The organism is Halalkalibacter oceani (assembly GCF_023715605.1).
Lineage (GTDB): Bacteria > Bacillota > Bacilli > Bacillales > Bacillaceae_D > Halalkalibacter > Halalkalibacter oceani.
The window spans coordinates 102,042-127,543 of sequence record NZ_JAMBOL010000009.1; the positions used below are offsets into that span (position 1 = coordinate 102,042).

General features: G+C 47.2%; 24 protein-coding genes. 7 read left to right on the forward strand and 17 right to left on the reverse strand.

The annotated features are described in order from the left end of the window. The first annotated feature begins 162 nt into the window (after window positions 1-162). From M3202_RS11730 to M3202_RS11740, 3 genes are all read left to right on the forward strand, one after another. Window positions 163-354 (forward strand): helix-turn-helix transcriptional regulator, encoded by a 192-nt coding sequence (locus M3202_RS11730; protein ID WP_251223513.1) that lies wholly within the window; start codon window positions 163-165, stop codon window positions 352-354. Continuing rightward, complete coding sequence (gene def, locus M3202_RS11735; RefSeq protein WP_251223514.1) at window positions 347-925, forward strand: peptide deformylase; 579 nt, start codon at window positions 347-349, stop codon at window positions 923-925. The genes M3202_RS11730 and def overlap by 8 nt, the downstream gene beginning before the upstream one ends. 120 nt (window positions 926-1,045) lie before the next feature. Continuing rightward, window positions 1,046-1,828 (forward strand): TatD family hydrolase, encoded by a 783-nt coding sequence (locus tag M3202_RS11740; protein ID WP_251223515.1) that lies wholly within the window; start codon window positions 1,046-1,048, stop codon window positions 1,826-1,828. Here the strand turns inward: M3202_RS11740 and M3202_RS11745 are convergent. From M3202_RS11745 to M3202_RS11775, 7 genes are all read right to left on the reverse strand, one after another. Beyond that, window positions 1,818-2,438 (reverse strand): hypothetical protein, encoded by a 621-nt coding sequence (locus M3202_RS11745; RefSeq protein WP_251223516.1) that lies wholly within the window; start codon window positions 2,436-2,438, stop codon window positions 1,818-1,820. The genes M3202_RS11740 and M3202_RS11745 overlap by 11 nt on opposite strands. Window positions 2,439-2,748: 310 nt before the next feature. Next, window positions 2,749-3,135: a hypothetical protein gene (locus tag M3202_RS11750; protein WP_251223517.1), complete on the reverse strand. Its 387-nt coding sequence runs from the start codon at window positions 3,133-3,135 to the stop codon at window positions 2,749-2,751. Window positions 3,136-3,326: 191 nt separating this feature from the next. Next, on the reverse strand, window positions 3,327-4,772 hold the full coding sequence (locus M3202_RS11755; RefSeq protein ID WP_251223518.1) for an alanine/glycine:cation symporter family protein: 1,446 nt from the start codon (window positions 4,770-4,772) through the stop codon (window positions 3,327-3,329). A gap of 201 nt (window positions 4,773-4,973) precedes the next feature. Further along, window positions 4,974-5,951, reverse strand: a complete 978-nt coding sequence (locus tag M3202_RS11760; protein WP_251223519.1) for a ring-cleaving dioxygenase — start codon at window positions 5,949-5,951, stop codon at window positions 4,974-4,976. A gap of 297 nt (window positions 5,952-6,248) precedes the next feature. Then, the gene (locus tag M3202_RS11765; protein ID WP_251223520.1) at window positions 6,249-6,932 is read right to left on the reverse strand and encodes a DUF3600 domain-containing protein; all 684 of its coding nucleotides are present in this window, start codon (window positions 6,930-6,932) and stop codon (window positions 6,249-6,251) included. Continuing rightward, a complete protein-coding gene (locus tag M3202_RS11770) occupies window positions 6,929-7,510 on the reverse strand; it encodes a sigma-70 family RNA polymerase sigma factor (RefSeq protein WP_432805972.1) in 582 nt (193 codons plus the stop codon). The genes M3202_RS11765 and M3202_RS11770 overlap by 4 nt, the downstream gene beginning before the upstream one ends. A gap of 202 nt (window positions 7,511-7,712) precedes the next feature. Further along, entirely contained in the window at window positions 7,713-8,309 is a 597-nt protein-coding gene (locus tag M3202_RS11775; RefSeq protein ID WP_251223521.1) for a nitroreductase family protein, read from the reverse strand. A gap of 220 nt (window positions 8,310-8,529) precedes the next feature. On the opposite strand from M3202_RS11775, the gene M3202_RS11780 reads away from it, so the two are divergent. From M3202_RS11780 to M3202_RS11790, 3 genes are all read left to right on the forward strand, one after another. After that, a complete protein-coding gene (locus tag M3202_RS11780) occupies window positions 8,530-9,924 on the forward strand; it encodes a sodium/glutamate symporter (protein ID WP_251223522.1) in 1,395 nt (464 codons plus the stop codon). Between the two features lie 208 nt (window positions 9,925-10,132). Further along, window positions 10,133-10,420 (forward strand): hypothetical protein, encoded by a 288-nt coding sequence (locus M3202_RS11785; RefSeq protein WP_251223523.1) that lies wholly within the window; start codon window positions 10,133-10,135, stop codon window positions 10,418-10,420. Between the two features lie 19 nt (window positions 10,421-10,439). After that, on the forward strand, window positions 10,440-10,982 hold the full coding sequence (locus M3202_RS11790; RefSeq protein WP_251223524.1) for a stage II sporulation protein P: 543 nt from the start codon (window positions 10,440-10,442) through the stop codon (window positions 10,980-10,982). Window positions 10,983-11,056: 74 nt separating this feature from the next. On the opposite strand, the gene cls is transcribed toward M3202_RS11790, so the two are convergent. The 7 genes from cls to M3202_RS11825 all read right to left on the reverse strand — a co-directional run bounded on the left by cls (window position 11,057) and on the right by M3202_RS11825 (window position 20,299). Continuing rightward, the gene (gene cls / locus M3202_RS11795; protein WP_251223525.1) at window positions 11,057-12,508 is read right to left on the reverse strand and encodes a cardiolipin synthase; all 1,452 of its coding nucleotides are present in this window, start codon (window positions 12,506-12,508) and stop codon (window positions 11,057-11,059) included. A gap of 164 nt (window positions 12,509-12,672) precedes the next feature. After that, a complete protein-coding gene (locus tag M3202_RS11800; RefSeq protein WP_251223526.1) occupies window positions 12,673-15,270 on the reverse strand; it encodes an ABC transporter permease in 2,598 nt (865 codons plus the stop codon). Next, window positions 15,267-15,950 (reverse strand): ABC transporter ATP-binding protein, encoded by a 684-nt coding sequence (locus tag M3202_RS11805; RefSeq protein WP_251223527.1) that lies wholly within the window; start codon window positions 15,948-15,950, stop codon window positions 15,267-15,269. The genes M3202_RS11800 and M3202_RS11805 overlap by 4 nt, the downstream gene beginning before the upstream one ends. 154 nt (window positions 15,951-16,104) lie before the next feature. After that, complete coding sequence (locus M3202_RS11810) at window positions 16,105-17,100, reverse strand: sensor histidine kinase (RefSeq protein ID WP_251223528.1); 996 nt, start codon at window positions 17,098-17,100, stop codon at window positions 16,105-16,107. A gap of 1 nt (window position 17,101) precedes the next feature. Further along, a complete protein-coding gene (locus tag M3202_RS11815; protein WP_251223529.1) occupies window positions 17,102-17,788 on the reverse strand; it encodes a response regulator transcription factor in 687 nt (228 codons plus the stop codon). A gap of 206 nt (window positions 17,789-17,994) precedes the next feature. Then, window positions 17,995-19,776, reverse strand: coding sequence for a methyl-accepting chemotaxis protein (locus M3202_RS11820; protein WP_251223530.1), 1,782 nt, complete (start codon window positions 19,774-19,776; stop codon window positions 17,995-17,997). Window positions 19,777-20,029: 253 nt separating this feature from the next. Continuing rightward, complete coding sequence (locus M3202_RS11825) at window positions 20,030-20,299, reverse strand: CD3324 family protein (RefSeq protein ID WP_251223531.1); 270 nt, start codon at window positions 20,297-20,299, stop codon at window positions 20,030-20,032. Window positions 20,300-20,630: 331 nt separating this feature from the next. On the opposite strand from M3202_RS11825, the gene guaC reads away from it, so the two are divergent. Further along, window positions 20,631-21,614 carry a GMP reductase gene (gene guaC, locus M3202_RS11830; protein ID WP_251223532.1) on the forward strand — a complete coding sequence of 328 codons (984 nt, stop codon included), beginning with the start codon at window positions 20,631-20,633 and terminating at the stop codon, window positions 21,612-21,614. Between the two features lie 143 nt (window positions 21,615-21,757). On the opposite strand, the gene M3202_RS11835 is transcribed toward guaC, so the two are convergent. The 3 genes from M3202_RS11835 to M3202_RS11845 form a co-directional block, all read right to left on the reverse strand. Further along, window positions 21,758-22,417, reverse strand: coding sequence for a FusB/FusC family EF-G-binding protein (locus M3202_RS11835; protein WP_251223533.1), 660 nt, complete (start codon window positions 22,415-22,417; stop codon window positions 21,758-21,760). Window positions 22,418-22,663: 246 nt separating this feature from the next. Beyond that, window positions 22,664-23,809, reverse strand: coding sequence for a M20 family metallopeptidase (locus tag M3202_RS11840; RefSeq protein WP_251223534.1), 1,146 nt, complete (start codon window positions 23,807-23,809; stop codon window positions 22,664-22,666). Between the two features lie 20 nt (window positions 23,810-23,829). Then, window positions 23,830-25,500: a thiamine pyrophosphate-dependent enzyme gene (locus M3202_RS11845; protein WP_251223535.1), complete on the reverse strand. Its 1,671-nt coding sequence runs from the start codon at window positions 25,498-25,500 to the stop codon at window positions 23,830-23,832. Window positions 25,501-25,502 lie beyond the last annotated feature (2 nt).

Below are 25,502 nucleotides of genomic sequence, written 5' to 3' on the forward strand. Positions count from 1 at the left end.
CAGGCTGTCTGAGTCGCTGCATCATCAATTGCAGCGACTCAGGCCTTTTTTCTGTTTATGAACAGTACCGCAATCGAACTGGGGAAATGTCCAAATCTATTGACATATTTGCCGAAGTTGTTACAATCAACATGTCCAATACTTTAGACAAAGGTGATCTCCATGAAAAATAAACTGAAAGCAATCCGAAAACAGCTTGGGATAACCCAAGAGCAACTTGCAAAGGAATGTGGAGTCGTACGACAAACGATTAATTGTATCGAGAATGATAAATATGATCCTACGTTGGAAGTAGCATTCAAATTAGCGAAAACTTTACATGTAAAGGTAGATGAGTTGTTTATTTATGAATAAATTTCATTCAAATTATATGATCACAATGAAGGATATTGTGCGCGAAGGAACCCCGATTCTCCATCAAGCAACAGAGAATGTAAGGATACCGCCTTCCACAGAGGATAAAGAAACATTAGGCTGCATGATGCGCTTCTTGAAAAACAGTCAAAATCCGCAATTAGCAAAAACATACAAGCTTCGGGCCGGTGTGGGTCTATCAGCGAATCAGATCGGCTTGAATAAACGGATGTTTGTCGCCTATTTAACAGATGAGAAGGGGCAAGAACATGAATATACCTTTCTCAATCCGAAAATAATGAGTCATTCTCTGTCGATGATTTATTTGCCGCAAGGAGAAGGCTGTCTCTCTGTTAATCGCAAGATAAAAGGGTTTGTTCCAAGATATGAGCGGATTAAAGTGAAAGGATTTAATATAGAGGGAGAAGAAATAGAAGCAAAGCTCAGTGGGTATCCCTCGATTGTCATTCAACATGAAATAGACCATCTAAATGGAATTATGTTTTATGATCGTATTCATAAAGAGCATCCATTTAAACTGCCGGAAAATAGCAAGAGTCTATACGAATGACAAAAACATTTCAGTAGAGTTTTCTCCCCTAAAACCGCTTATGAAAAACGCGTAGTATCCTTTCTCGACTGAACCCGAAAGTTTTATCTTTTCTTATCTTTTAAAAAAAGGAGAACTCGCATGATCGATGCCCATATCCACCTCGACCACTATGACTCACACAATCTGTATGATGAGATTGAACGCTGGCACGAGGCTGGCATTACCGGCGTAATTGCCGTCAGCAAAGACCTGCCCTCCTCCTACCAGACTCTCGCCCTGCAGCAGCGCTTCCCGGATTTTGTCCACGCCTGCATCGGCTTCCATCCTGAATATCCGCTGCCCGGTGCCCGTGATTTTGCGGAGTGGCGAAGACTGCTGCAAGCAGAGCGCGCGCGGATCACGGCAATCGGAGAAATTGGCCTGCCACATTATGAACTGGCGAATTTGCCAGACCGGCTTGAGGATCACCTCGCTTTTGTCAGTCAGATCCTTGATGAGGCCGTCGCTCACGGGCTTCCTGTCGCCCTCCATGCTGTTCATGACAAGGCGGCGCTCATGCTCCAGCTACTGCAAACGAAGGGCATCGCCGAAGCGCATTTTCACTGGCTGAAGGCTCCGCCAGCTGTCGTCCGTCAAATAGCCGCTGCCGGCTACTACATTTCACTGACCCCGGAAGTCTGCTACCGCCAGCGTGACCAGCAACTGGCCCGCCTCGTGCCAGCCCGGCAACTACTGATTGAAACGGACGGTCCATGGCGATATGACGGGCCGTTTTCCGGTCAGGAGACGACACCGCTTTTCCTGCAGTCTGTCGTCCAGCAGCTCGCCGCCCTTTTCGGAACAGCGGAAAGCACCATCCGCGTGCAAATCATCCGCAATACGCACAGCTGCTACCGGCTTGAGCCTCGCTTCACCTCATAAGCTGCTCAAGCTCTTCCTTTGTGTATTCGCCGATAATCCCCGGCTTTGTGAGTAAATAATTTATAATGTCAGCATGGCGCAGCCCTTCAACGGTCTTCAATCCTTCGATGATCATTGAGACGTATGGCACAGAAGGCTTCGTGAACGCGACGTTCAGCCCCCAGTCAGCTGTAAACGTGAAAACTGGAATGCCATCATGCTGTCCAAGATGAATAATCGTTCCATACCATGATTCGCGTACTTTTTGATAGCGCCCGCTAATGATCTCATCAAAATTCAGCTCCAGCTCCGCGCCATTATTCTCCTGTTTGACAACATCATGAAATTGTTCTGCTGTAATCAAATAGCGTTTGCTGAACGTCTGGGCATCCTCCTCCTCGTCCAAGCCGATAAAGGCCACTCCCTGCTTCTGCCACCGGCTTGAACGTTTCGCGAAATAGAGCGGGTAATGGATGATATCAACCTCTTCCTTAAGAGGAGGGGTCTTGTCCCGGCAGCCAACCTCGGTCTTCTCAGATCCCTTCGGCCTGCCTCCCTCGATGTAGCACATAAAACGTTCCCTGTTCAAGTTCGAGCCGTAGCTCGCATACCAGATATATGTTTCTTTCATAGTAAGTACATGCTCCTTTCTTTAAGAAAACCGCATAGCGGCTTTTTTTAGAAGCACTGTGCGGAGCCGTTACAACGATCTTTGTTCTCGATGAATGCGGGGTTCTTTCAGCGAGAACGTAACGTGCAGAGCCAGTGCCCCTCCTTGTCATTCCCCTAAATCATTGAACAAAGGGTGTACCAAAAAATTACTTTTCTTTTGGTACACCCTAAAACGGCCAATAGATCTGTGCTTATGCTTCCATTTCATCTATGCTTCCCCCAGTGTCGCTTCCACCCCAACATAGCTTACTTATATACGGTCATAAAATTTAGAGGTTATCTTTAAGCTCCTTATTGGAAAGTTCATCATCAATCGCTTGAACAGCGACCTTCATTGCTTTCAACCTTCTTGCCAAAAGCGTTCTTTGGGGACTGCCCACCCTTGACTTAGCATAATTGTTCTCGATTGACGGGAATAAACCAGTAAGAACCTTACGGGCTTCTGCTAAATCTGTCCCCGTGTATAGATGAGGGTTTTCATACCACCTGTCTTCCAAGACTGCTAATCCGACGGAAACCGCTTTAAATCGTTTCTGTACCAAGGTCGTGTTTGCGCCCTTTTGAGTCATCTGGGACATGGCGTTTTCTAGTTTATTCCTTGTCGATAACAAAGACTTTACCGATTCCAATTTATCTTCATTGAATATATTCTCCATGTAAAAATTGTCCTTTCGTGATCCTCTAATTTTTGGACCTTTGTTGAAGTAAGCTAAACTTTTCTATCTTTTTAGCATAACATCGATCAATCCAATTCCATACATTAAAGCAGACAAATGAGACGATAAAAAAGCCTCGTCTCTGATTTCGAGACAAGGCACTACTGTAAATCACACAAGGCATTTCATCTTTACTCGCTTTTCTCCTTCTCCTGATCATCCCAGCTTTCCAGATTAGAGACACCTTGAATGCTGTCGCGGTAGAAAACAGGATCAATCCCGTTGCGAGCCTGGTCCTGGAAGTGCTTCAGCGCCTTGAAGGCAATCGGCGCGAGCAGGGCAACAGCAATTAAATTGACAACGGCCATCGAACCCATAAAGAGATCGGCCAGCGCCCAGATGATCTCGAGATCACTTGTTGCGCCTACGACAATCATTGCGAGGAAGGCGATGCGGAAAAACAACAGATAAATCGGCTTTTCAGTAATAAACTCAATGTTAGCCTGCCCGTAATAATAGTTTCCAAGCAAGGAGCTGAAAGCGAAGAAAAAGATTGCCACCGTCACAAAAATCGTCGACCATTCGCCTATATGAACAGCCAATGCCGTTTGCGTCAATTGAATTCCTTCCATTTCCCCGACCGTATACACATCCGTCAGCAAAATAATAAAAGCCGTCGCGCTGCAAATCACAATCGTATCGATCAACACACTTAACGACTGAATCAGCCCCTGCTTCACCGGATGACTGACGTAGACCGTCGCAGCAGCATTCGGCGCGCTTCCCATTCCCGCTTCATTGGAAAACAGGCCCCGCTGCACACCGTTCATAATCGCCGCCCCAATTCCACCGCCGATCATTTCTTCCAGCCCGAAAGCATGAGAAAAAATTAGCGCAAACACAGCCGGCACTTGAGAAATGTTCATAAACGTAATGATTAAAGCCGCAATCACATATGTAATAGCAAAAATTGGTACAATCACTTCAGCGACAACCGCAATCCGACGCACTCCGCCAAAAATAATAAACGCCATCAAAACTGCGATCACAATCCCAACGACAGCCGGATTTACATCATAAGCGCCGGCAAAAGCATCGGAAATCGTATGCGTCTGAACTCCATTGAAAATCAACCCAAAACAGAGAATCATTAAAATCGCAAAAAGAATCCCCATTCCCCGCGAGCGAAGTCCTTTTTCCATGTAATAGGCCGGGCCGCCGCGAAAGCCATCCTTATCCCGCACTTTATAAATTTGCGCCAGCGTGCTCTCGACAAACCCGGTCGCCGCTCCAATCAAAGCAACAATCCACATCCAAAATATTGCTCCCGGACCGCCGACCGATATCGCGATCGCCACCCCGGCCAAATTTCCTGTACCGACCCGCGCCGCCGTACTGATCGCAAACGCTTGAAACGGCGTCGTTCCTTTTCTCTGCTTAAATGCTGTCCGGTCCGTTCCTTCAATGAGTTCACGAATCATCGTCGGCAGCAAACGAAACTGAACAAAATTCATCCTAATCGTTAAATAAAACCCCAAAAGCAGAAGAAAGCCTACGAGCACGTATGTCCAAAGAATGTCATTCCCTATGCCTATCCATTCAGCCAGCCACGTATCGGTTGAAAACCACTCTTCCATCCCCTCATCCTTTCAAATTAACGTAAAAAATCCCACTCTATTCCTTCCCTCTTTCGCCGGCTAGTAAACCCTTTCCCATTCGGCGCGTCAAGAAGAGGCCGGGATTGAAAGGTTGCTCTTCCTTTTTCACCAGCCTCTTCTAAGTATGGAATTTAAATCCTGTAACAGTCAAGTTTTTTTACTCGACTTCCAGCCTTGCTGTTATTCTTTTACAAACTCCTTTGTACTGCGCACCGTATCAATCGGCCGGACCATGCGTTCAATTTGCTCCCGTCTCCCTTCCAAAAATGGCGGGAGGGAGAGCTTTTCTCCAAGAGTCTCATATGGCTCGTCGCCCATAAAACCCGGCCCGTCCGTCGCCAGCTCAAACAAGATTTGCGGCGCAACCCGCGCATACAACGATTCAAAGAAGAAACGGTCGACATATCCCGATGTTTGCAGTCCAAAGCGGGGCAGTCTGTTAATCCATTCCTCCAGCACGCCCCGGTCTTCCACCCGAAATGCAACATGGTGAACTGTACCGAAGCCTTGACGCGCCTGGGGAAGTACCGTGTTATGCTCCACGATGATCTGCGCCCCGTTTCCGCCTTCCCCTACCTCAAACAGGTGGAAAGAATCCTCCTGGGCAATCTCTTTAAACAGCATTACCTTTTCGAGCAGCTCTTTAAAAGCATCAAAATTAGCGATTCTGATAAAGATCGGGCCAAGCCCTGTAATCGCATATTCCAATGGAACCGGCCCCTTTTGCCAAGGCGTACCGGATGCTACACCGGAGTTGTTTTCATCTGAAATGAGCTGATAATGCTGATCATCAAAATCAACGAATGACAACGTCTTTTTACCAAACTGCTCCTTAATTCCCGTATGCTTCACTTCCAGCCGGTCAAAACGCTTTACCCAATAATCAAGCGCCGCGTCGCTCGGAACACGGAATGATGTTTTTGAAATCTCATTCGTTCCATGAGAACCTTTTGGAATTCCCGGAAAGTCAAAAAACGTCATATCTGTTCCCGGACTTCCTGTATCATCGGCAAAAAACAAGTGATACGTTCGAATATCATCCTGGTTAACTGTTTTCTTTACGAGGCGCATGCCAAGCACATACGTAAAAAACTGATAATTTTCTTCCGCGCTGCTCGTAATCGCCGTAACATGATGCACCCCTTTTAGCTCGTTCATCTCCATTACCTCCATATCATTTATCTCGAATTTGAAATAATTATATCGCTTTTGTCTTTTTCTGTCAACCTGAAGGACCGGGAACGAGGGGACACTTGATTTTGACCATGAGTTAAAGAAGCGGGCCATCGTGAGGCTGGGACAAAAGGTTGTTTTTTCCCAGCCTCTAAGCAATGAGCGGAACCGCCACGATCTTTTAAAGCCCGTTGTGAGTGGGTTTCTCACAACGGGCTTGTGGCGTGTGAAGCCATTGCCAGTAGGTCCAAAGCTAGTTTTGTCTCAAGCTCAGGCTTTCTTTTAATAAGAGGCTTGTAACGTGTGAACATGCTCCAGCGTTGCCTTAACCTGATCATACTCCGCCCGCAGCTCGGCCGGAATGCGCTCCCGCCCGATTCCCTCACTTGTATTGATGCCGCTTTTCGCCATAATCGTTTGGTGCTTCATCACCGCCTCAATATAGGCATCCATTTCTGCCTCTGTCAGCAATGTTTCCAGCACAGGAAGATCATTCAGACGGTCAAAATAAGGCTGCGCTGCTATTAAAGTCGCTTTTTCTGCTTCATATAGATCAGCTGGCAGCTGGTCGTAATTTATATTTCCATAGGGATCGCCATACTCCATCTTGGCGTTGATAATCGAACGCGCCAGCTCTTTAAATGTTTCATATTCTTCCTGACCGAGCACGCCCTTGGCTTGCGCCAGCTTGGCATCAATCAGCAAATAGCTCTTCATCGTAAAGCCGGCAATATGCTTCTGGACAGTTTCAAATGAGCCGTAAACGTCATCGGCCAGCAACATTTGATACGCGAACGCGCCAGTCGGCAAAACAATGAGCGCCGCCAGCAGCAAACCAGCCACACGCTTTGGAAGCTTCCGGCTTACCCCCGCCCGCCGCAGCACTTTTTCTTTTAACTCCGACGGCGCTTCTATTTCCTCTGCCTTTTTCTTCAGTACGTGACGGATACGCTCCTCTGTATTCATTGAACATTCCTCACTTTCTTAGCATCGTTTTGCCTGATCTCTTCTTTTTGCCGAAGCTTTTTCAAGGCCGCATGAACGCGGGATTTCACCGTTCCAAGCGGGATATCAAGAATACCGGCAACAACCTCCTGAGAATAATCGTTTAAATAGTGGAGAATCACGACCTGCTTCAGCTTAAATGGCAGCTGTTCAATCGAGCGGAACAAGTCATCATTAGCAAGTCTCTCATCCGCCTGATTATAAAGAAGGCTCTCCTTGCCTATTTCCTGTTCCTCCACCCGCCTTATCGTCCGCAGCCTCATCCATTTTTTCCGGCGATACGCATGAACCTGCTTAATCGCAATCCCGAGCAGCCACGGCTTGAACGGCCGCTCCATATCGTACTTGTCCAATGCCTTAAAAGCCTGAATAAAGCTATCCTGCACGATATCATCGACATCCGTTTTATTGTCTGACAGGAAATGAACGGTTTTGTACACATCCTGGACGGTCCGCTCATACAACTCGCTGTAAGCCTCCTGTCTACCCATCCGGATTTGCCTGACGAATACCGCCAACTGCTGCTGCTCATCATCCAAAGCTCTCCCCTCCTTTTTCTTTTTTCACTTCATATTGGTCAGAGCCGGTCGATTTCGTTCGTTTTTCCGAAAAAAAAATTTATGTAATGTGTTCATTTTAGCTGAAAACGGCAACGAGAGCTTGAGACAAAACTAGCTTAGGGGCTGGGCAAAAGGTAAAAAAACAACCTTTTGTCCCAGCCTCGCCAGGTAGCGAAAAGCGTTATATCAATGTTTCAAACTCATTCTCTTCTGTCAGCCAAGTCGTCACTTCAGTGAGCGGACGGCGTTTTCCTTCATGCGGCTCCCGCTTCGGATAGCCAAAATAGAGAAAGCCGGCAATTTCTTCATGATCGCCCAGGCCAAACAGCTTTTTCATCGTCGGGTGATACGCCGGAGCCCCGGTGCGCCAATAACCGGCTACGCCAAGTCCATGCGCGGCAAGCAGCATATTTTGAATCGCCGCGTAGACGGCGCCTGCCTCCTCCAGCTTCAGCGCCTTCGGATTGTCGCTCGGACGGATCGCAACGGTGATGATCACAGGTGCACGAAATGGCTTTTCGGCGACCTTCTCTAGTTTTTTCTGATTTGTTTCGCTCGTTGGATCGTCCATTTCTTCCTTAGCGATCTCAACAAGTGCGTTCCCAAGTGCTTTTCTTGCTTCCCCCTCGATGACGAAAAAATGCCACGGCTCTGTCCGGTAATGACTCGGAGCCCACGTTCCAGCTTCAATAATTTTCTCGATCGTTTCCTTTTCGAGTGGGTTTTCCTTCACAAGTCCGATACTTCTGCGGGAGCGAATTGCTTCCAATACGTCCATCGTGATGCACCTCCTGCGTTTACTTTTTAAACTAAAATGTATAAAAAGCAGGTAGTTAAATTAGACCATAAGAAAGCCGGAAATGCAATTAGTAATACTTGAGCCATCCAGAGCGGCCGCTCTTACTGCTGCTCCCTTTAGACTTTCATTGTCGAGGTTTTAACTCGTCTTCTCATGGTTATCAGTGTAGTAATACGCAAAGAGGAGGACAAATGCCCCTATGTCACCAGAAGTCGTCGGATTCAGTTTTATTATTCTAGGTATCTTGTTGATCATCGGCAAATGGATACGTGTGTTCACGCCGTTTTTGCAGACGATCTTCATCCCAAGCTCGATTATCGCCGGTCTGCTCGGCTTATTGCTCGGTCCGGAAGTGCTCGGCCGCTTCTTTCATCTGTTTGATGAAGGCGGTTTGTTTCCGGAAGCGATGGTTTCCGTTTGGGAAACGCTGCCCGAGCTTTTGATCAGTGTCATTTTTGCTTCCTTGTTTCTCGGCAAAACGATTCCTTCACTTAAAAAAATATGGCGGATTTCCGGTCCACAAATTACGTTCGCCCATATTCTCTCATGGGGGCAATATGTCGTCGGCTCGCTGCTGGCCCTGCTGCTTTTCATTCCTTTGCTCGGGATGAATCCAGCCGTTGGCGCGCTGCTGGAGATCAGCTTTGTCGGCGGGCACGGAACCGCGGCTGGTCTTTCCGGCACATTTTCGGCTGTCGGCTTTGAAGAAGGCCGGGATCTCGCTGTCGGCTTAGCGACAATCGGGGTGCTGTCAGGAGTTGTCCTCGGGATGATTTTGCTTAACTGGGGAGCGCGCAACGGAAAAACAGAAGTGCTGCAAAGTCCCGATGACATCTCCACCGAGCAGAGAAAAGGCCTGATCAAGCAGGAGAACCAGGAAGACGCCCCTGCCGGACACCAGACTACCCGCCCGGAGGTCATTGAATCATTCACCGTTCACTTCGCCTACATCGGCATTGCGATCGCGGTCGGTTACGTCATCCTGCAAGGACTGATTTTCATCGAAGAGCTGCTCTGGGGAGACACGATTGAACTGCTTGTCCATCTGCCTCTCTTTCCACTGGCCATGGTCGGAGCGGTCATTGTCCAGCTGATCGTAAGCAAGTTCGTAAAGAGGAGCATTCTCGACCGCGGTCTGATTAACCGCATTCAAGGCCTGGCTCTTGATCTGTTAATTGTCGCGGCGATTGCGACGCTCTCCCTCTCTGTTTTAGGCGATTACCTCCTGCCGTTTCTCATCATGTCAGTAGCGGCGATCGCCTGGAACGTCGTCGCCTTTCTGTTCATTGCGCCACGCATCATGCCGGATTACTGGTTTGAACGGGCAATTGGCGATCTTGGCCAAGCAATGGGAATGAGCGCCGCCGGATTATTGCTGATCAAACTCGCTGACGCCCATGACGAAACGCCGGCAAAAGAGGGCTTCAGCTACAAGCAGCTGCTGCTTGATATTTTCGTCGGCGGCGGAATTGTCACCGCTGCGTCTGTACCGTTAATCGTCGCCTTTGGCCCTGTCGCTTTCCTCTGCTTTGCCGCCGTCATCATGGCCGGCTGGCTCGCCCTCGGTCTATTTCATTTTAGGAAGATGGAATAGAGAAATGTCCCGCAATGAGCCGAGTCGCTGCAAGGAGCCCGCAAGAAACGGACTTCCTTTGACAGCCCCCGGCTCATTCTCCTCTTTACAAATCTTGTAATCTAAACTACTGTAATAAAAACAAAAAATAATAATGCATCTCTACCCTACATATGATGATACTACCTCCTGCTGACTTCGATGCATTTAATGAAATGAGGGTCCTCTATTGTTTCATAAAGATTTACATGATGTCCGCATTCCACTCATCCTCCTAGCAGTGTTTGTCATTTTTATTTTTTACTATTTAACCTGCTTCCTTCTTTACCGATGGACGAGTCTCGAAAAGGAAGTTAGTCAGGTTATCACCGGAGCCATCCTGCTTTTGGTCATCACCATCATTTCATTTCTTTTGCCGATCGAAAATGGTTTTATCCTACTGGGCTGGTTAGCTCTGTTTCTACTAGGTGTACAAGTCTTTAGAAAGAAGACGCAGCGCTTTAGGGACAAGGATTGATTATTAAAGGAGGGAAAACATGACACGTCCACATTATTGCTTTTGTCTGTTTATGATGCTTGCTTTCGTTGCTCTGTCAGGCTGCCAAAGGGAAAACACGGAAGAAATCGAATCGATTTCCGCACCAGCGATCACGATTTTGCATCATGAGACGGACAGCGGCGAAGGAAAGAAACTCGAACAAATGTTAGAAAAACAGAAAATCGGGGTCGTGTATGCAGAAAGTGTGGAAGAAATAGCTGAAAACAGTATTGTTTTTTCGTTCTTTGATGATGAGCTGGACAGAGAGAAGACGACGACAACTCTAGATGGTCATGAGACGGCAAGAGTTTTATTTACGGTTACTCCGGACAGTGACTACTACCCTTTACTTGAACAAATTGCGATTGAAATCGAAGAACGTTACCCGGGAATCCCCCGTGGCCTGATCCTTAGTGAGGAACAGGGCTTGAGCGATGAGGTAATTTATATCGCTGTCGGGGGACCTGAGAATACGGCCGCGGAAAAGGAGTCGACGATCGCGATCCTGTCTGACTATTTCGTGCATTATTTCGCTGAGTAACCAAAAGAAGAGCCCGGGGAGGTTGCTTTTCACCCCGGACTGACGTCTGCGACTTTCTCGAATTGGAACAGGACTTACAAAATCGGCGAAAGCAGCCGTGAAATCGATTCCTTAAAGCGGATTATCTTCGATCGTTCATTGTATTTGGCCTGCGTCAATTCAGTTGAAAAATGGATATCTTTCTCAAAGTAGGTGACGAGCTTTTGCGCTACGTCCACGTCATATAGAAAAGCATTCACTTCAAAATTCAGCTTGAAGCTCCGCATGTCAATATTGGCAGTTCCGACAGAACTGACTTCGCTGTCGATCACGATCATCTTGGCATGGATGAAGCCTTTTTCATAAATATATACTTTTGCTCCGACCTTCAATAATTCACCGACATGGGAAAGTGTCGCCCAATAAACAAAAGGATGATCGGGACGGTTTGGAATCATCAAGTGAACCTCTTTGCCTGATAAGCAGGCAATCCGCAACGCATCCAGTAAGCTTTGATCAGGAATGAAATATGGCGTTTGAATATAAATCGAGCGCTTCGCCGACATGATCATTTTGATGTACCCGTTTTTGACCTGTTCCCATTCGGCATCCGGACCACTTGATACAATCTGAATCATCGCCCTGCCGTTTGTCCGTTTCTCCGGGAAGTAGCTTGGGTCATAATGAATCAAATGCTGCTTTGATGCCTGATTCCAGTCGAGGATAAATCTCGTTTGGATCGCGTCGACAGCCGGTCCTTTGATCCTAAGATGCGTATCGCGCCAGTAACCGAATTTCTTTTTTAGGCCAAGGTATTCATTACCGACATTAAACCCGCCAATATAGCCGATCTGGCCGTCGATATTGACCAGCTTCCGGTGATTGCGGTAATTCATCCGGAAGTTGATCAACGCCAGACGGGATGGAAAGAACACACCAACCTCCCCGCCATGGGCGACGACCTCCGCGAAATTCTTTCTTCTTAGTTTTCGCGAGCCCAGATCATCATACAATACCCGGACTTTGACCCCTTCCTTCGCCTTTTTTTCAAGAGCGCGAATAATTCGTTTCCCTAACTGATCATTTCTAAAAATATAATATTGTAAATGAATAAAGTGCTCTGCGCTTTCAATGTCCGCTAACAGCGTCTGGAATTTCTCTTCCCCGTCGACGAGGATATCGACCTCGTTTTTTTCGGTCAGCAGGGCATCATTATTAATTAAATGCATATAAATCAAGTCGCGGTACCGTTCCATTTCCGGCTCATCAAATGAAATAGTTGAATCCCGCATTTGCTGCATCTGGCTGGCGATCGCATCTTCAATTCCGATTTTTTGCATATCCTCCCAGTCAAACATTCTTCTCCTCGTTAAGTTCTGCCCGAGAAACAGATACACAATAAAACCGAGAAATGGGATGAACATCAAGATCATCAGCCAGGCCCACGTCGCCCCCGCATCCTTTCGTTCAATAAAGATGATGACGACCGCAAAAAGTAAATTGACAATAAAAAGAATGATCCCCATCATCATCATAAATAACTCCATCGTTTCTCCCTACCTTCCATCATCGCCACTTCTTTTCGCGCACCATTCATTGTCACGATTCGACATACAGACTGATTATACCACGGGTCATACAAACAGTGGACGAAATCAAAAGAAGGCTGGCCGATAAGGATAATGTACCCTAATCGGCCAGCCTCGTATGCTTATATATTTTCCTGCTTCAAAGTATCAATAATATTTTCTTTCCTAATTTTTGCAATGGAATAGAGCATCGCCGCCCCGACAATCGCGAAAACCGCAATCACAACATAGAGCATACTGAGCCATGGCAGGCTGAAATCGTACGCAAACGTATGATTCACGGAGCGGTGAATCAGATACATCACAAGAATGCTGAGCGGCAACCCGTACAACAGCGCCTTCACTCCGTAGAAAATACTTTCATAATTGATCATTTTATTAAATGACTTCGGCGTCATGCCAATTGATTTCAGCATCGCGAATTCCCGCTTGCGCAAGGCAATGCTCGTCGAAATCGTATTGAAAATATTCGCAACGGAGATCAGCGTGATCAGCGTAATGAAGCCGTAGGTGAACACTCTCATGATCAGCACCATCTGCTGCTCCTGCTGCCTCATCTGGTGGACGTTGTAGACGTAGAACGAGGATCCCCCAAGTTCATCGATCTCCTCCTGGGTCGTCGCCGGATCACTTGTTTGCAGATGCAGAGTCGTCGTCATCGGCATATTGGTAAACTCGTCGGTCAGTCCGTCAAACACCTGCTCGGATACGACGATATTCAAGCTGCCGAGTCCATTCATCACTGCCCCCATCGGCTGCTCGTCGGTCAGCGCCAGCACTTCCACAGAAATAGCATCGATTTTTTCAGCCTGATCGCCAATCCACTCTTCATAAAATAAATCGAATGTCTCGCCAACCGCGGTCTGAATTGCTTTCGTTTCGACAAACTTTCCCTCATCGTAGTCAGTGTAAGAGATCGTATCGACAGCGATCGCTTTCAGGTTGCCCTCTTCCATTAGCTGTTCCGGATCGATTCCGACCTGCTCGGCATAAGCAGTCAGGCTCGGCTCATCCAGGGCAATAACATTCATCGCATAACGATACTCGCCCTCCTCAAGCTGATCGGGAATTTGCTTTAGCTCCTCCGCGATTTTCGTTTCATCCACCATTGCTGACAGATAAATTTCTTTCCCAAGGGTGTAGTTCGTCACATCTCCAAGTGAAGGGATTTCATCCAACAGCTGCCGGGATTCCTCGGTCTCCTGCGTTTGCTGGACGCGAATATCAAAATCCACTCCATCCTGGGACATGTCCACTGATTTCACTAAGCTGTCCGTAAAAAACGCCACCGTCAAAAATAAAACAATGCTAATCACAAGTGAAAACACCGTTACTTGGTACCTGCGTTTATGGCGCTTTAAATTTTTCAGACCGATATCCGCTTCCACTCCGAACACGTTACGGATCAGAAATGATGTTTTGACCGCTTTGCCGCTCAGCTTGACGTCCTGACTTTGACGAATCGCATCAATCGCCGAAATGCGGGAAGCCCTCAGTGCCGGAATATAGGTCGAAATAAAAATCGTCGCGACCGAAATCCCTGCCGCTGTCAACAAAGAGCCCGGCGTGACGACAAGGCGCAAGCCGTTGCCAAGATAAAGCGCCTCCTGCAAAACCCCGTTAATAAAGAAGAAGGTGATGCCAATTCCCACGACACCGGCCAGAAGCCCGAGCGGGATGCTGACAAGACCGATTAAAAATCCTTCAAAGAAAACCGAGTTCCGCTTTTGCCGCTTTGTCGCCCCGACGCTCGAGAGCATTCCTAAATGGCGGGAACGCTCGGACACAGAAATCGCGAAAGCATTAAAAATTAACGCGACCGAGCCGATGACAATGACGGCAATGATGATGCCGAGCAACGAATAAAGGGTGCGATGCAGGTTGTCCTGGTCCGTGACGCCATAATAGCGCAATAACTCGCTATGATAGCTGACATTGCTAATGTTATGCGCCTGTGCCAACGCCTCCGCCTCAGCAAATAAAGCATTGCTCACGTCAGCAAGAACGACCGACGCATCAACAGGATCCGCTTCCGTCACGCTTGCCGGATCGACGTAGGAAATAACGGTATAGCCCGGAGACCATGACGGTTCCCAATGTGGGCTTTCAATCACGCCGACGATCGTATAGCTTCGTTCCTCCTGATTGATTAATGTCTCGACATTTTCTCCTTCTTCATTCATCACGAGAGAGGTTGTTTGACTAAGTAGCTGCTCGCTTGCCTGCCCTTCCGCAAAGCGCTCCCCGATCTCAAGTGTCAGCTCATCTCCAATTTGATACGATACTTGCGCGTTTTTCGCGATTTCCTCAGAAATGACGATTTCATTTTCAGTCTGCGGGAGACGACCCTCCTTCACGTTGACCGAGAATCGCTCAAAGCCTTCTTCATCCAAGTCCTTGACGAACAAATATGGTTTATAGCGATTTGCCGGACTTCCTTCAAGCCAGGCATAACCCCTGTCTCTTGAAAGAGACACTGCCTCCGTGTTGTCCTCGGCTTTAATCACTTCCAGCTGTGCTTTGTCCACTTCATGATAAGCAACATGCCACTCGCCATTCCTGTCCATCGTCTCGCGCTGAAACAAATCCATAAAGGACATGCCGAGTGTGGCGACCGCGGTCACCATCGCGACGGAAATAATCGTTCCGATAATCGTGACAAGGGTCCGCCTTTTATTTTGCTTTAAATGACGAAAGGTCACCTTATTGACGATGTTCATGGACGGATCACCTCATCCTTGGCGACCTTCCCGTCTTCGATGGAAATGATCCGGTCAGCCTGAAGGGCAATCCGGTCATCATGCGTAATCACGACAAGCGTCTGGTTGTATGTTTTGTTAAACATTTTTAACAGGTCAATGATTTCGCGGCTGTTCTTGCTGTCTAAATTTCCCGTCGGCTCATCTGCAAGCATAATCGCCGGGTTGCTGATTAACGCCCGTCCGATTGACACACGCTGCTGCTGCCCGCCCGACAGCTGATTCGGCAAATGCTGCAAACGCTCCTTCAGCTTCAAAATGCCAACGATATCGTCGAATTGCTTCTGATCAACCTTATGATCATCAAGCAAAAGCGGCAGCGTAATATTCTCTTCCACCGTTAAAATCGGGATCAAATTGTAAAACTGATAAATCAGGCCGATTTGTCGCCGTCTGAAAATCGCCAGCTGCGTTTCATTCAATTGGTACATATCCGTGTTATCAACGAGCACTTTCCCGCTTGTCGGCCGGTCGACGCCCCCGAGCAAATGCAGAAGCGTTGATTTCCCCGAGCCTGACGGACCGATAATCGCGACAAACTCACCTTTTTGGACAGAAAATGAAACATTATCGAGCGCTTTGACAGCCGTTTCCCCTTTTCCATACACTTTCGAAAGATTTTCGATTTTTAAGATTTCCATTAGTAGACCTCCACCTGTTTCTTAGATGGTTCTAAGTATAGCGGCCTCATATGACTGTGAAGTGACTGCCAAAGTGACAATTTCGTCACCTCGCTGCCGGCGACCTGCTTTTAAGCGAGGGGGCAGTCGATTCATTCAAAAAATTTGCTGGTTATTATTGCTTATAAAATTTCAGCATGAAAGTCGTCCCTTTTTCAGGTTCGCTCGTCACTTCAATATCGCCGTTTTGACTTGTGATAATGCTGTGTGCCATCGCCAGTCCAATGCCGATGCTGCCTTCGCTGGCATTTTTTCCTTTATAAAACCGTTTGAAAATATACGGAAGGTCATCCTTGGCAATCCCTTTGCCATTATCGGCGATGATGATTTCACTGTAGAGCGCATTGTCGGAAAAGGACACGGCAATCTCTCCTCCCTCTCCTGTATGCTCCACCCCATTTTTCAAAATATTAATCAACGCTTCGACCGTCCAGTTCGCGTCAACACCGATTGAAACTGCTCCGTCACCAGCAAGCCTTAGACGCTGTTCCTTAATATCCATCGGAATTAACAGCGGTTCAACCGCCCTGCTTATCAATTCCTCCATCGCAATCGGCTCTTTTTTAAAGTGAATCGTGCCGGCATCGATTTTCGACAGTTTTAATAAGGATGAAACGAGCCATTCAATCCGTTCAAGCTGAATGCGGATATTATTTGTAAATTCCGCCCGTTTTTCAGTCGAGAGCTCGGCGTCGCTGAGCAAGTCAGACATGACCATCATCGACGTTAACGGTGTTTTTAATTGATGAGAAATATCCGAGATCGCATCGGTCAGTTTGCTTTTATCACGGGCCAGACTGTTTCCTTGCTCTGACAGCATTTGTGTCACTTTATATATTTCGTTTTTCAGCAGGCTCAGCTCTCCCTCTTCATTATCGCGGACATCGAGCGCGTAATCGCCCGCCGTGATCTGCCGCAAATAGCGTGAAAGCTTTCCCATCTCCCGATAGCGCCAGCGCGCATACACAAGATTGCTGACGCACAGCAGCAAAGCGGCAACGGCCACTACACTTGCCGCAATTGCTGAAAAAAAGCTCACCACGCCAACGGCAATGGTGCTGAAGACGACTTGAAACAAAACAAAATAGCGGAACTCGCGATTTCTGAACATCTTACTCACCGACCTTATAGCCGAGACCGCGCACGGTCTTTATTAAGTGCGGCTGCTGCGGATCATCCTCAAGCTTTTCGCGCAGGCGCTTAATGTAAACCGTTAATGTATTATCATTGACGAAATCACCAGCCACATCCCAAATCTGCTCCAGCAGCTGCTGTCGGGAAAGAACGTGGCCAATATGATTGGCAAAGATCATCAGCAGGCGATATTCCAGCGCCGTCAGCAGCACTTCCGTTCCCCGCTTGTACACCTTTCCTTCAAGCGTGTGAATCCGGACATCGCCAAGCTCAATCACCGACCTTGCCTGAGGTACCTGCTTCTGATAACGGCGGAGAACCGATTTAATCCGCGATAAAAGCTCGCGTACGCGAAACGGCTTCGTAATATAATCATCCGCTCCCATATCAAGCCCCATCACGACATTCACTTCCTCGTCCATCGCCGTTAAAAAAATGACCGGAATATCGCTCTGCTCCTTCACAAGCTGGCACAGTTCATATCCGCTGCCATCAGGAAGGGATAAATCGAACAAGCATAATTGAATATGATGAAGCTCGTTGGCGAGCACATGCTTCGCCGACTCGGCATCATAGCATAAAATCGTCGTAAACTGATCCTGCTGCAACGAATACTCCAGCCCGGCCGCGATCGTTTTATCATCCTCCACAAGTAAAATCGCCATCTTCTCTCCTCCAAAAAAATAGTAGGGTATAATTCATTATACCCTACACAGGCTGTCGCCAAAGTCGATCGGCTTTTTTGTTTCGTAGTCGGGGTTTTGCTCTTCGACCATCCCGCCGCTTTTCTAGTGGGATCAAATAAAGACAGGTGATCCGTTCTTTTCTATCGGGAGGAACGATGCCCATCGATGCAGGCGCCAAGAAAACATCACAGCTTAAAATGGTCAATTCTTTCCTTTAATTGTTCCGCGAGCTGCGCCAGTTCAGCCGCGCGACTTGACACCTCTTCAATGGAATCGCTCGATTGCTCTGCTGATTCGGCCGCCTGCTCTACCCCGGCAGCCAGCTCTTCAGAAACCGAGGCGATATCATCGACCGCACCAACCATTTCCTCGTTATCACGCGAAATATCTTTAAGATTGTTGGAAATCGCCGCAATTTTGCTGACGATTTCGTTCACCGACTGATTGATCTGCTTAAACGTCTCACCCGTCACCGCGATTTGATGAGAGCCTTCATCAACCACTTTATAACCGTCCTCCAGCGAGACGGCGACATCATTCGATTCGCTTTGAATCTTTGTCACAATATCCGTAATATCCCCGACCGAATCATTCACCTGCTCCGACAGCTTGCGAACCTCGTCCGCAACAACAGCGAATCCTTTCCCATGCTCGCCGGCCCGCGCCGCTTCAATCGCCGCATTTAATGCCAGCAAATTTGTCCGTTCAGCGACTTCCCGGATCACGTTAACCAATGCTGAAATCTCCTGTGACTGTTGATCCAGTCCTCTTACTTTTTCAACCGCATCGTGCACGATCTGATTGATATTGTTCATCTGTGTGACTGATGCCGTCATTAACTGGCTGCCTTCTTCCGTCACCGCCAGCATTCCTTTGGAAACGCGGGCGACCTCTTCCCCGTTCTGATAAGCGTGTTCGATCTCACTTGTAAACCGCTCCATGAATTCAGCCAAATCAGCAGCGCGATTTGCCTGTGTTTCGGTTCCTGAGGATAATTGCTGCATCGTCGCTGCAATCTGCTCACTGCCTTCCTTCACCTCGTTCGCCGCCCCGGTTAACTCCTGGCTTTGCTCTGTCACATGTCTGGATGCGTCCGCCATCTCACGGACAATATGATGGAGGCTATCTTTCATTGCGTTCACAGACTGCGCCAGTCCGTTAAATTCATCTTTCGTTTTCAAAACAATCGGCTCAGTCGACAGATCTCCCTCAGCGACCCTGTTCATTTCCTCATTCATGATCTGTACGTTTTTAACGAGGCCTTTGACGAACAATAACACACAAACAAGACCGAGGATGACGGAAACAACAGCCGTCAACATCGTCGCTCCAAGAATCTCGTGGCACAATTCCGTTGCCAGCTTCGACATTTCAAAATCCATGCCGACCACCCCGATCACCGTGCCCTGCTCACTTTCGACCGTCATCGCCAGGGTAATCGTCGACTTTCCGGTGGCGGTATCAAAATACGGCTCTGTCCAAATCACCTCGCCCCGGGCCGCTTCAGCCTGCGTGTACCAAGCCGTCGTCCGCGGGTCATAGCTTGTCAGATCGACTTCTGCCGGCGGAATATGATCTAAATAAAGCGCCCCTGTATTCGTTCCGATGTAAAGGTTGATTAAATAATCGTCACCCTGGGAAAGCTCCTGCAAATACTCTTCATAAAAAGCCGTCAGCGCCGGTTCGTTCGCTGCCGGCATATTCTGATAATTTGCGGCGCCCGAGGCCTCGACTGCTTCATATTGTACTTCCGGCAATTCTGCGATGCGCTTCAATTCTTCTTCATAATCGAGAAAAATCGCTTCGATTGTCGACGACATACTTTCCAAGTCTTCTTTCTGGATTATTGCTTTTTCAAGGATAGCGGTTTTCTGATATAAAAACAGCGCGACAAATACTAATGGAATAACGAGTAAAACAATCATAAAAAAGTTTAATTTGAACTTTATTGATTTTCCTTTTATCATTTTTCATTGTCCCCTCTTCAAAATATATGCTACCAATAAAATGAATCAGGAACATTTTACCACTATTTTTTAACCATTTCGACAATTTTTCATTATCTAATAATAATAAAACGCTTACTTTTTCACTCTTTCTGACACACGCTATCAGACGCCTCAATCACTTTCATACAATAATGAAAAAAAGCCTAAGACAGCAGGTTGACTTTTCCCATTTTCGTCTTAAGCTTTGGCAAATCGACTTCCTTATTTTTTCTCATGAGCGCTTTGAGTAAATAATTTTTTTAATTGTATCCACTGAAAGACAGTGCCGCGCCGCCAATTCAGCGACGCTTCTCCCGTCAGCATAGCTTTGTCTGATCGCGTCATTGCGGCGATCAATCCGCTTTCTTTCCCCAGACTGACTGCCCCACCGTTCGCGACTGGCTGCAGGCTTCGGAATGTAAATCATATCACCTTGGACGTATTTTTGAATTTCCTTTATCAGTTTTTCTGGTAAAACATGACTTGCTTTCACATACTTCATATAGAGCCAGCTCCTTATTCATAGTTGCAAAATAAATAAGGTGCAAAGCCTCTATCAAAACGGCGATCTCCTATACGATCATTTCGCCCCATGCAAAGGATCGCCCATTCATCAAAGGCTTTGCATGAGTAACTGAAGACGTAGGCAAAAAAGAATTTGCCATCCGAAACCCTCCCCTGCTTTGTGTCGTCTGCTTTATTATACAATAATAGACGGCCGGAGATGGAAACAGAAAAGCTTTGACATTTGCCGCAAAATGATATACATTACCAAATGGTCGAACATTTACTAATGAGTCGATCTTCAATATTCGTATTTAGGAGTGAATAGCATGGAAAATGTGTTTGATTACGAAGATATTCAGTTAATTCCAGCAAAATGTGTGGTATCGAGCCGTTCTGAATGCGATACATCGATCACGTTAGGTAACTATACATTTAAAATGCCGGTCGTCCCCGCGAACATGCAGACGATCATTGACGAAAGCATCGCGCTGTACTTGGCCGAAAACGGTTACTTTTATATTATGCACCGCTTCGAACCTGAAAAGCGCCAGGTATTTGTACAAGACATGAAAAGCAAAGGCCTTATCGCTTCGATCAGCGTTGGGGTGAAGGATGAGGAATATCCATTTATTGAGGAATTGGCCGCAGCCGAGTTGGTGCCTGAGTACATTACAATTGATATCGCTCACGGGCATTCAAATGCTGTGATCCGGATGATTCAGCATATTAAAAAGCATCTACCTGAAAGCTTTGTCATTGCCGGAAATGTCGGCACGCCGGAAGCGGTCAGAGAATTAGAAAACGCCGGGGCCGATGCCACAAAGGTTGGCATTGGACCAGGAAAAGTATGCATCACCAAAGTGAAAACCGGTTTCGGCACGGGCGGCTGGCAATTGGCCGCATTACGCTGGTGCGCCAAAGCGGCCAGCAAGCCAATTATTGCCGATGGCGGAATTCGCACACACGGAGACATTGCCAAATCAATCCGGTTCGGCGCTTCAATGGTGATGATCGGTTCGCTTTTTGCCGGACATGAGGAATCCCCGGGCCAAACGATTGAAATCGACGGCAAGCTTTACAAAGAATATTTCGGTTCCGCCTCAGAATTCCAAAAAGGCGAAAAGAAAAATGTAGAAGGAAAGAAAATCTTAATGGAGCACAAAGGTTCCTTAAAAGATACATTAATTGAAATGGAACAGGACCTGCAATCTTCCATTTCCTATGCAGGCGGAACTAAGCTGCTCGCCATTCGCAATGTCGATTATGTCGTCGTCAAAAATTCCATCTTCAACGGCGACCAGAATCATTAAGAAAGACGGCACCAGGCATCTTTTTCTGGAAATTTTTATTTTAAAAAAAGCCCTCCACACTTGCTTTGTCTCTTTACATTGCAAGTGGGGGGCTCTTTATTATTATTGAGCAGACCGAAAGCTTCTTGATAACCAATTTTCATTCATTCTTTCCACCTCACCTTGTTTCCGTTCAAATGCTCAATAAAATCCCGCAACCTTCCGATGTCGGTCAGATGCTGATTGCAGCTCAAACTGTCCTGACAAATATAATTTCCTCGCTTTACATACGCCCCGTCGGCAGTTGCCTTCGTTTCCGCCATAAAAAGACCTACCTTCGTATGCTCGTGACAGAGCATGCAAATCCCCTTATCCCGAACAGGGGTAAACATACCGTACACGCCTTGCCAATGCCCTTCCTCACAGGCAAGCAGAAACTTCCGCTTCGTGCCTGTATCCTCCCATCCGAGATAGGAAAGCTCCTTGCGCTCCTCTTCCAGTACGGCAGGCAGCTTGAGCTTTTTCACCTTAGGAAAGACCTTCTTTACCAAATTTGCTGTTACAACTGGAAAGGGAATAACATACGGCTTCAATGTCAGCAAAAAGGCCTCGCTCTTCTCCCGATCATCAACGCTACGAATCTCTTTCAACAAACGTGATTGTTCTTCACTTAGCTGTTCAAAAACTGCTGTCACTTTATCATCAACCGAGGCTCGAACAGCTTCAAGCACCCGGCTGTCATTCACATTGGCATGGCTGTTAACGACTATTTGCGCCTGCTTCCTAATAAATTGATATTGGTGAACATGAATAAATGGTTCCATCCTTACCCCTCCTTGCTGTCTTTCATTTTAAGGGGATTCCTCACAAGCCGGATAGGGAAAAAATAATTTTAATTAAACTTTACATAGACGAAGACGCCTCCGCAGCAAATCTTTTTTTCAGCCTTTCTTTTTACAGCTCCTCAACGAGCCTCTTGATCGTTTCTTTGATGGACAATGCCGCCTATTAACAATTGGTAGAACAAAGAAAAAAACCCTGCATTTCGACAGGATTTCTTTCTTAACATGCTATAGCTCCTCCAGTAATCTGACAAGCAAAGCAATGCGTTCAGCCATTTTATCTTTGAGGATATGTTCATAAACAGCGTGGGCGCCATCACCGACCGGGCCTAAGCCATCCAGTGTCGGCACCCCTTGAGCAGCAGTTAAATTACCATCACTGATCGCTCCTGTGGAAGCTTCAGGTAATGGATAACCTAACTCTTCCGCTAATTGCTTAGCTTTACGATAGAGCTTGGCCACACCTTCCGTGCGGTCTAATGGTGGACGTTTGATCAGCGTATAAACGTCCAGCACCGCTCCCGGCAATACCGGCTTTCGTCCTTCAATTTCCTGCTTCAGCTTCTCAACCTCACCCTGGTTTGCCACCCGCGCATCAATTTCGACGGCAGCCTCAGCTGGAATAACATTCGTTCTCGTGCCCCCATGAACAATTCCAGAGCTGACCGTTGTGCCTGTATCATAATTGGTCAGTTTCTGGATTTCGACAATTTGATGCGCCAGTTCTTCAATCGCGTTGATTCCTTTTTCATGATCCATTCCGGCGTGACTTGACTTGCCTTTCGCCGTCAGCTTGAAGTACATTATGCCTTTTCTCGCCGTAATTACTGCCTCACCAACGCCGCCTTCCAGAATAAGAACGGAATCAGCTTTGTCTGCTTCTATTCTAATAATCTCACGTGATGTCGCACTGTTCATTTCTTCATCGGAATTAAACAGACATGTGACTGGTCGCTTCGTTCTTCTCCCCAGATCCTTTATCACTTTCAAAGCAGTCAGGATAAAGGCGATAGCTCCTTTCATATCGAAAGTGCCTGGACCATAGATTTTGTTGCCTTCTATTTTGAAAGGCATTTCTTGTAAAGTTCCTTTTTTCCAAACAGTATCCATATGGGCAATGACAAGGATCGGTTTTAAAGTCGGATTGCTGCCGCCGAATCTCGCTACAAGATGGTCCCCACGATCCTCCGTCCCCGAAGGAATAACTTCTGTTATCCCTCCTAATTCATGCACCCTTTTCGTTAACAGGGCAGCAACTTCATTTACTGCATCACGATCATACGTAGGTGACTCGATTTCAACAATTTCCTTTAAAAAGCTGATGATCTCCGGTTCCAAGCCTGCAATATATTTAATCAGACCATTATTATTCATATATGTCTCCCCCTTCAGTCTTATTTGCGAGCCGCGTTTCTAAGCTCTGTAATCGTTGACTGCACCGAAATGTTCTCAGGGTTACACATAATTTCGATCATCGCAGGTCTCCCGCTATCAAGCGCCTTCGACAGCGCATCCTCAAAATCGGCATCCGCCGCCACACGTTGACTGAAAACGCCCAACGCTTGACCAAGCTCGCAAAAATGAACACTACCAAGATCGGTGCCAATGACACGTTCAGGAAAAGTCTTTTCCTGATGCATTCGAATCGTTCCATACATGCTGTTATTAAAAACTAACGCTACGATCGGAGTGTGATAGCGGACAGCTGTTTCCAGCTCCTGGACGGTCATCATAAAACCGCCATCACCCGATAACGAAACGACCGTCCGGTCAGGCTTTGCCATCTTTACACCTACGGCTCCAGGTACACCATAGCCCATAGCGCCGGAAGTCGGCCCAACGTATGTCTTTGGTTCCGAAAACTGAAAGTAGCTATGCAACCAGGCCGAGAAATTACCCGCATCATTTGTAAGGATCGCGTCGTCAGGAAGTTTTTCCTGGAGGGTTCTGATAATTTGTTTCATATCAACTTTATCTGAGTTGGACATCTTCGGAATAAAAGTTACTTGCTCGTAGACCGTTCTGCGCTCCTCTGCCCATTTCTTCCAATCCTCTTTTGGCAAAGCCGTGTTGTCTGCTAACTGATTTAGCGTTTCCAATGCTTCCTTCGCATCTGACACTATACCAAGCTGCGGCGGATAGACTTTGCCAAGCGTCGAGTACTCAATGTCAATATGTATAATCGTCTGTTTCGGTGAGATAACCGAATAACCTTGCGTCGTCACCTCTGAAAAGCGGGTTCCAATGGCGAATATTGTATCAGCTTCACGTATCGTCTGTAACAAGCTTTGAAATGTCCCAAGTCCGGAATGTCCGACATAGAGCGGATGGTTATTTGGAAAGACATCATGACGGCGAAATGAGGCTAGAACAGGTATGTTCATTTTCTCTGCAAATGCAAGCAACGCTGCTTCAGCATTCGAGGCTGTCACTCCGCCGCCAGCTATAATTAGCGGTTTCTCCGAAGAACTTAACAATGAAAGACATTGCCGCGCTTCCTCCTCAGCAAGCTTAGGACGCGGCTTTCGTGAAATAGGACCAAATTCCATTTCAGTCGTCTGTGCCAAAATATCCGCCGGTAAAGAAACGACAACCGGTCCGGGTCTCCCCGATTTTGCAATTCGAAATGCGCGCTGAACAAGCTCAGGAATCCGTTCAACATCCCTGATTTCAACCGTCCATTTGCTGATATGCATAAAAAACTGATCTAATTCGACTTCCTGAAACCCTTCCCTTCCTCTAAATTTACTATCGACTTGTCCTAAAAAAACGACCATCGGCGTCGAATCCTGATAGGCGGTATGAATCCCGATCGCTAAGTTCGCCCCGCCGACCCCTCTTGTCGCCATCGCCACTCCCGGCTTTCCCGTAGCCTTTCCATATGCTTCTGCCATGAAGGAGGCTCCACCTTCATGCCTCGTCGAAACCAGCTCAATCGTCTCTTCATCATAAATCGCATCCATTACATCTAAATAACTCTCCCCGGGAACACAAAACACTTTGTCGATTTGTTCCAGCTTGATGCATTTGACAACTGCCTGTGCCCCTGTCATCGTTTCACTCATCA